Annotated in this window: 3 protein-coding genes (1 of these 3 only partly in view); all 3 read right to left on the bottom strand. The window is 67.3% G+C overall.

Annotated features, from left to right (window positions below):
• Positions 1-2,750, bottom strand: the 5' portion of a protein-coding gene (locus TS85_RS23665) for a TonB-dependent receptor plug domain-containing protein (protein ID WP_044335553.1). Its footprint begins 106 nt before the window's first position; the window shows 2,750 of its 2,856 coding nt (coding positions 1-2,750); it begins with the start codon at positions 2,748-2,750; its stop codon lies off the left edge, out of view.
• Between the two features lie 309 nt (positions 2,751-3,059).
• The gene (locus TS85_RS23660; protein WP_044335551.1) at positions 3,060-4,115 is read right to left on the bottom strand and encodes a DUF2332 domain-containing protein; all 1,056 of its coding nucleotides are present in this window, start codon (positions 4,113-4,115) and stop codon (positions 3,060-3,062) included.
• 70 nt (positions 4,116-4,185) lie between these two features.
• On the bottom strand, positions 4,186-6,033 hold the full coding sequence (locus TS85_RS23655; protein ID WP_044335549.1) for a methyl-accepting chemotaxis protein: 1,848 nt from the start codon (positions 6,031-6,033) through the stop codon (positions 4,186-4,188).
• Positions 6,034-6,063 lie beyond the last annotated feature (30 nt).

Here is a 6,063-nt window from a genome sequence, read left to right as displayed (position 1 = left end):
TCGAACAGGTTGGTGGCGGTCGCGAACAGCTGCGCCTCCTTCGTCCCCATCCGGATCGTCTGGGTCAGGTTGAGATCGAAATAGATCGCGCCCGCCATATGGTTCGAATTGATCGTCGGGTTGGCGACCGTCGATGCCGGGCAGCCCGAGGTGCAGACGATATAGCTGTTGGCGATCGTTCCCGAGCTGACGCCACGCCCCGTGAAGGTCATAGCAAAATCGCCGGTGTCGAGCGTCGCCGAGGCGCGGTAGATCCAGCTCGGCACGCCCCCGCCATTGGCGCCGGCCGCCTCCACCGGGGCGTCGATGCCGTTGTTGGTGTAGCTGGTGTCGTAATAGGTCGCGAGCCCGCGGAGCGTCACCGTCGCCGCGCCGCTGACGGGCACCCGGTAGCTGGCGTCGAAATCCAGCCCGCGGGTGTGGACGTTCGAGAAGTTGAACGGGCTCACCGACACGAGCAACGCCGGGCTGCCTCCCTCCACGCGCGTGAACGACGCGCAATATTCCTGGAGTCCCTGGTAGCAGCGATTGAGGATCTCCTCGGCGCGGACCTGGCCGATCGCGTCCTTCACCTTGATGTCGAACCCGTCGACCGAGAAGGAGAAGCCCGGCAGGAAGCTGGGCTGCAACACCACGCCCAGGTTGAGCGAATCGGCGACCTCTGCCTTGAGGTTCGGGTTACCGGTCGTGGTTTCCAGATATTGCGTCGAGGCGCGGTTGTTGAACGGATCGAGCAGCGTGTTGGTGCGCGACGTCCCCGCCGCGTACAGCTCGTTCAGATTGGGCGCGCGGATGTCGCGCGAGCGGGTGAAGCGCAGCCGGATGTCGTCGATCGGCTGCCAGGTCAGCCCGGCCTTCCACGTCGTGACATAGCCCGACGTGCTATAGTCGGTGCCGCGTACCGCGCCGTTGAACTCGATCCCCAGTCCCAGCGGCACCACGGTTTCGAGATAGGCTTCTTTCACATGGTAGCTGCCGAAGGTCGGCAGGAAATTGCCCACGGCCCAGCCGGTGCGATATTGCGTCTCGACCGAACCCGACACTTCCTCGCGCCGATATTCGCCGCCGAACGAGACCGACACCGGGCCGGCCCAGGTCGCGAACGGGTTCAGGCTGAAATTGAGCCCCGCGACGGTCTGCTTGAACGTCTGGTAGCGCTGTGGATCGCCCGTCACATAATCGATCGCGGCCTGGCTGGCGACGCCGGTGCCCAGTCGGTTGATCGGCACGCAGCCATTGGTCGGCGCGGTCAGCGACGACCGGCACACGATCGTCCCCGCCGCGACGCCCAGCGCATTGCCCGCGGGCGCGAACACCGCGTCGGTCGCCAGCGCCATCCGCGCGGTGTTCATGATGTCCGCCGCGACTTCGTGGGTTTTTGTGACGCCGTACTGGACATAGCCGTCCCAGCGGATGTCGCTGCCCAGCGCGGCAAACCCGCCCTCGCCGCCGAACACATAGCGCTGCACGTCGCGGGTATTGTCGTTCTTGCGATAGGGAAGGTCGCCGCCCGACGTCCCGATCGTCACGGTATTGATGTTGAGGTTGGTCAGCGTCGCCTGCCCCAGCGTCTGGATCAGATAGGCGTTGTCCGACGCCAGCGTCGCGGTGCCCAGCGACGGGCCAGCGTTGAAGACCGAATGGTGCCAACCATAGCTGGCCTCGCCGAATATCTCGATCCAGTCGAACAGCTCATAGCTCAGCCGCCCGAACACCGTCCGCCGGTCGTCGCTCGAATCGAGCCCGATGCGCCGCTGCCCGTCCGCGATCGCCCAGTCGCCGCCGACCGTGGTGGTGGTGTTGGTGATCGAGCCGAAATTATATTTGTTGATGCTGCCGCCCTGGCCGAAATAGGTGCCGTTGAGCGCCGTGGTGCTGCCGCCGCCGCGCAGCGTCGCGCTGTTGATGACGCCGCCGGGAAGCTGGTTGTAGGTGCCTGCCTTCGACACCACCAGATTCTGCGGCTGGCCGTTGGTCGCGGTATAGGCCGGGTTGGTGATCGTGCGATAGCCGGTCTGGTTCCAGTCGCGGTCCATGTCGAAGATGCCGTCGCGATGCGCAACTTCGCCGCTGACCAGGATATGGCCCCGCCCGCCGGCAAAGCTCTTCCCCGCCGCCAGGCTGAAGGCATAGTTGAAGCCCTCGCCTTCGTCGGTGATGCCGCTTTCGGCGCTGCCCTTGATTCCGGTGAACTTCTTGTCGAGCGCGAAATTGACCACGCCGGCCACCGCGTCCGAACCATAAGCGGCGGAGGCGCCGCCGGTGACGATCTCGACGCTCTTCACCAGCGCCTGCGGGAAATCGTTGATGTCGACCGCGCCGGTGATGCTCGACCCCACCGACCGGCGGCCATCGAGCAATACCAGCGTCCGCTCGGTGCCGAGGTTGCGCAGGCTGATCGCGTTGATCCCGGCAAGCCCCGAGCTGATCGCCAGCCGCGAATTGGCGGGGCGGATGCTGCCCGCGACCGCCGGCATCTGGTTGATATAGTCCGCAAGGTTGTTCGACGGCGACTGCGCGCGGATCGCCTCCTCCGTGATCACCACCAGCGGCGTCGGCGACTGGAAGCCATCGCGGACGATGCGCGATCCGGTGACGACGAGTTCAGTATCGGACTGGTCCGCGACCTCGTCCGCCTGCTGTGTGTCGGTGCTAGCGGTCTGCGCGGACGCAGCCGGTGCCAGCGTCGCAAAAGCGAGCGCGGCCAGGCTCGCGCACGACGTGCGCTCAAGCCACAAACGAGTATTCATAATCGACCCCCGGAAATGATTTCGCAATCGTTCACCCTGCGGACCCGGCAGGGAGTCGGCGGGATGCAGGGGATACCGGAAGCCACAATGGGCCGGACTGTCCTGATCTCACGCGCTCCCCGATTTCAAGCCGCGACATCTCTCATGGGCGCCTTCGCGCGAACGGGTGTGCTGGCTTTTGCCTGGTTCCATCGTCAGAGTGCGGGCAGGCGTTCCCGGTCGTCAAGGCGGGGGGATGTTCTATCGCTTCGCCTGCATATAGCCGTCCGGCATGACGCGAAACGGCGGCTCACGGCGTGGAAACCGCGCTCAATCGCGCCAATCTATCCAGTTTCCATAGGCATGGCAGGTCGCGAGCAGCCGGGGTTCGCCATCGGGCCAACGCCGGCTGCGAAGCTGCACTTCGCGCCGACCCGCGCTCCATTCGAGGCTGACCCACAATAGCGGGCGCTGCGCCGTGGCGCGCGCGCCGGCGCCGGCGATCGACTCGACGATCGAGTCGCGTTCGTCGGCGCGGAGATATTGCAGGAACATCGAATGGAAGACGACGCGGCAGCGCCCCTCGCGCTGCGGCTCGGCCAGCCGCCGCGCCAGCCAGCCCACGGCATTGCCGCGATCGACCTGGGGCGGATGCAGGCGCGCCAGCGCGAGCGCATTCTCCAGCCGCGCCGCGCGCCGCGGCTGATCGGCCCAGACATAGGCGAGCAGCCGCTCGCGCGTCTGCACATCGCCGGCGTCGAGCGGATTGAGGTCGACGCCCCGCGCCGAAAGGATGTCGAGCGGGGCGAAGGGGGGTGCCGCCCCGCGCCATAAAGGCGCGACCTGGACCGGGGAGCCCGCGTCCCCAGCGGACAGCCCGCCCAGATCATAAGCGTAGCGGCCCAGATTGAGGTTGAGCCCGCAGCTCGATCCGAGTTCGAGCAGTTCGAACGGCATCGAGGCTTCCTGCGACGCCGCCATCAGCGCCGCGACGATCGCCGCCGCGCGCCCGACTTCGTTGGTCTGCGGGGTGTGGTGCATCCAACCGGCGATGAATTCGTCCTCGGCGGCCATCGCGGCGCCGATCGCCTCGTCGAAATTCGCGTGCGCACCGCGATAGAGCGCGGTGAGCGCCGGATGGACGCCGCGCCGCGCAAGCGCATGAAGCGCTGCGTTGAAGCGCATCGCCAGCGCTGCCGACGAGGGATCGTCGGGCCAGGAGGCGATCAGCGCGGCGGTGCGCGGGGCGCGGGGAAGCTGGCGCTCGCCCGCCTCCAGCACCGCGCTGACGAAGGGCGAGCCGAGCTGGCGCGCGACCAATGCCTGACGGGCCAGTTCGCCGGGGCCTGCCGTGTCGAGACGCTCGAGACGCGCGATCATGTTCATTATCTTCTCCCCACCCGGCCCAGATCGCCCGCCGGATACCGGTCCCTTTTCGGGCGCCGGCACAGCCGGTTCAGAACGACTGCCAATCGTCGCTCGCCCCGCTGGGGGTGCGCACCAGCGCGGAGACCGCGGCGGGCGGCAGCTGACGCACCGGCCCGTCGAAGCTCGGCATCCTGCGCGCCGGGCCGGCGCCGCCGTCGCCGATGTTGAACTGGCGCGCCTGTTCGGTCAGCGTACCGACCTCGCCGGCCAGGTTGCGCGCCGCAGCCGAGGTTTCCTCGACCATCGCCGCATTCTGCTGGGTCGCCTGGTCCATGCTGCCCAGTGCCGAGCTGATCTCGGTGATCGCGCTCGCCTGCGCCTGGTTGTCCGTCGCCATGTCGCCGAGCAATTGATGCACGGCGCCGACGCCCTGCGAGATGTCGGACAGCGCGCCGTCGACTCTCTGCACCGCCTGCACCGCCGTCACGATATCGGTCTGCGTCGCGGTGAGCTGGTCGCGGGCACGCCCCGCTTCTTCCTCGGCGCGCATTGCCAGCGCGGAGACGAGGTCGGCGACGACGGCGAAGCCGCGGCCCGCCTCCCCTGCCCGACCGGCCTCGACCGCGGCGTTCATCGCCAGAACGCGGGTCTGGAAGGCGATCTTGTCGAGACCCTCGATGACACTGTCGATACCCTTGGCGCTGTCGGCGACACGCGTCATCGCCTGCACCGCCTCGTCCGCAGTCGCGCGGCCGTCGGTGACCGATGCCATCGTGGCATCGGCCTGGCCGACCGTGCGCTTGGCGGCATCGGCGGTGGCGCGCAGGCGGCCATCCATCTGCGTCACCGCGGCGGCGGTCTCCTCGAGGCTGGCCGCGTTCGATTCGGTGCGGCGGGCAAGATCCTCGGAGGCCTGTGCGATTTCGCTGGAGCCGGTGCGGATCGTCGAGGTCGTTTCCATGACCGAGGCGAGCAGCGCGCGCAGCGCGGTCACGGCGTCGTTGAAATTGGTCTTCACCGCGGCATAGTCGCCCGGGAAATCCTCGGTGATGCGCGCAGTGAGGTTGCCCCCCGCGAGTTCGGAGAGATGCGTCGAGATCGTCTCGACCACCAGCTTCTGCGCGGCTTCGGCCTTTGCATTCGCCGCTTCGGCAGCCTGCTTCGCCACTGCCGCGTCGCGGAAGACGAGCACCGCGCGCGCCATGTCGCCCAGTTCGTCGCCGCGATCGACGTCGGGCACGTCGATGTCGTTGCGACCCGCCGCGAGGCTGGCCATTGTCGTGGTGAGACGCGTCACCGGTCGGGCGATCACGCCGGTGAGCAGCGCGGCCATCGTGATCGCGACACCGATCAGCGCGATGCCGCCGACGATCAATGCCGTCATCGCAGAGCTGATCGCGGCATTCTGGTTGTTCGAATTCTTCTCGATCAGCGCGCTTTGCGCCTCACGGATGCTGCGCAGCGGGAGCACCGCCGCGCTGACCAGAACCGCCTTGCCCGCGGCGCGCACTGCGTCCTGCGCGGCGTCGCGCTGGCCGGCCTTGACCTCCTCGATCAGCCGATCGCCCCATTGGGTGCGCCAGGCGAGCGTCTCCTTGCGCGATTCGAGCACCGCGTCGCGCTGCGCGGGGTCGCTCAGGCGCTTTTCGAGGTCGGCGGACGTCGTGTCATATTCGTCGCGCGCTTCGTAATAGGACTTCAGATACGTCGGATCGGCGGTCACCAGAAACCCGCGGAGCTGGCTGTTCTGGCGCAGCAGCGCGGTCTCCAGCGTCAGCGCCTGGGCGTGGATCGACTGGCTGAGGTTATTGCCGTCGGTCGTCGTCCGGATCATGGCGATGTTGCTGTAGAACACGACCATCATGATCGCAGCCGATGCGCAGACGGTCAGGAACGACAACCCGAGCTTCCGTGGTATCTTCAGCGACTTCAACATTGTGACAACTCTCGATTGGGAAGTTCCCGG

This window comes from Sphingomonas hengshuiensis (assembly GCF_000935025.1).
GTDB lineage: Bacteria > Pseudomonadota > Alphaproteobacteria > Sphingomonadales > Sphingomonadaceae > Sphingomonas > Sphingomonas hengshuiensis.
This window is presented reverse-complemented; position numbering and strand designations above follow the sequence as displayed.